This is a genomic window from Okibacterium sp. HSC-33S16 (genome assembly GCF_024171565.1).
Lineage (GTDB): Bacteria > Actinomycetota > Actinomycetes > Actinomycetales > Microbacteriaceae > Mycetocola_A.
In genome coordinates this window covers 1-1,452 of record NZ_JALJZZ010000010.1, presented here as the reverse complement: position 1 = coordinate 1,452, position 1,452 = coordinate 1, and the positions used below count along the sequence as shown (strand labels likewise).

Below are 1,452 nucleotides of genomic sequence, written 5' to 3'. Positions count from 1 at the left end.
GAGGGTGTCAGATTGTTTGTGTAAGGGGTGGCGGGGGGCTCTGAAGGGAACAGACACTGATGTCTATGACAGACGACAGGAACGTGTCGCCGCAGTCCGCGGCTGACGCGATTGAGGAACTGCGTGCGACGGGGGCGTTGGATGCCCTGTTCGCGAAAATCGACGCCGGTGAGGTGCAACTCACCGGCGATGGCGGTCTGGTCCCGGGACTGATTAAGGCGGCACTCGAACGTGGCCTGCAGGCTGAGCTCAGCGAGCACCTTCACTATGACAAGGGCGATCCCGAGGCGCGGTTCTATGAGAACTCCCGCAACGGGACCTCGGCGAAGACCGTCGCGTCCGAGACCGGGGACATCCTGCTCGCGATTCCCCGGGACCGTGACGGGTCGTTCACGCCGAGACTGGTGCCGAAGGGCTCCCGCCGGTTAGGTGGGCTGGACGACATGATCATCTCGCTCTATGCCGGCGGGATGACGATTCGCGATATTCAGTACCATCTGGCGTCCACGATCGGCACCGAGCTGTCGCCTGAGACGATCTCGAAGATCACCGATGAGGTCCTCGAGGAGGTCATCGCGTGGCAGAACCGGCCCTTGGATGTGTTCTACCCGGTGGTGTTCCTCGACGCGATCATCGTCAAGGTCCGCGACGGAGCTCACGTGATCAACAAGGCCGCCCATATCGCTGTCGGCGTTGACATCGAGGGCATCAAACACGTCCTCGGAATTTGGATCCAGCAGACCGAGGGGGCAAAGTTCTGGGGCGGCGTCTGCGCGAATCTCGCCAACCGAGGCGTCCGAGACGTTCTCATCGTCTGCTGCGACGGGCTGAAAGGTTTCGCCGAAGCGATCGCTGAAACCTGGCCGGAAACAACGATCCAGACCTGCGTCGTTCATCTGATTCGCGCGGCGAACCGGTTCGTGAACTACAAAGACCGCAAACCGTTGTCTGCTGCGTTGAAGCCCATCTACCAAGCTCCGACCGCTGACGCGGCACTAAACGCGCTGGCCGCGTTCTCCACCTCGGAGCTCGGCAAACGATATCCAACAGCGGTAAAAACATTCGAGGATGCATGGGAAAGGTTCACCCCGTTCCTCGCGTTCCCGCCAGAGCTGCGGAAAGTGATCTACACGACCAACAGCATCGAGTCGCTGAACTACCAACTGCGCAAAGTGACTAAGAACCGCGGCCATTTTCCCTCCGACGACGCTGCCGTGAAACTGCTCTGGCTCGCGATCTGCAACATCGAAGACAAACGAGCACGCGACCGCGCGAAAGAGAAAGGCCGGTCCCGAGGAGCACCACGAAACGCTGAAGGCCACCTCGTCGAAGGCCAGACCGTCACCAACTGGAAACAAGCACTCGGCCAACTCTCACTGGCCTACCCCGACCGAATCAACAAATACCTATAAGCCCAACCGCCCCACTTACACAAAAAACTTGACAGGCTCG

Annotated in this window: 1 protein-coding gene; it reads left to right on the top strand. The window is 60.1% G+C overall.

The genetic code is table 11. From position 1 onward, the window contains the following. The first annotated feature begins 65 nt into the window (after nt 1–65). Complete coding sequence (locus L1277_RS15525) at nt 66–1,412, top strand: IS256 family transposase (RefSeq protein WP_253377717.1); 1,347 nt, start codon at nt 66–68, stop codon at nt 1,410–1,412. Nucleotides 1,413–1,452: the final 40 nt, after the last annotated feature.

Excerpts from the sequence above, each read along its gene's own strand:
- L1277_RS15525 (WP_253377717.1), top strand. The coding sequence starts at position 66 with ATGACAGACGACAGGAACGTGTCGCCGCAGTCCGCGGCTGACGCGATT.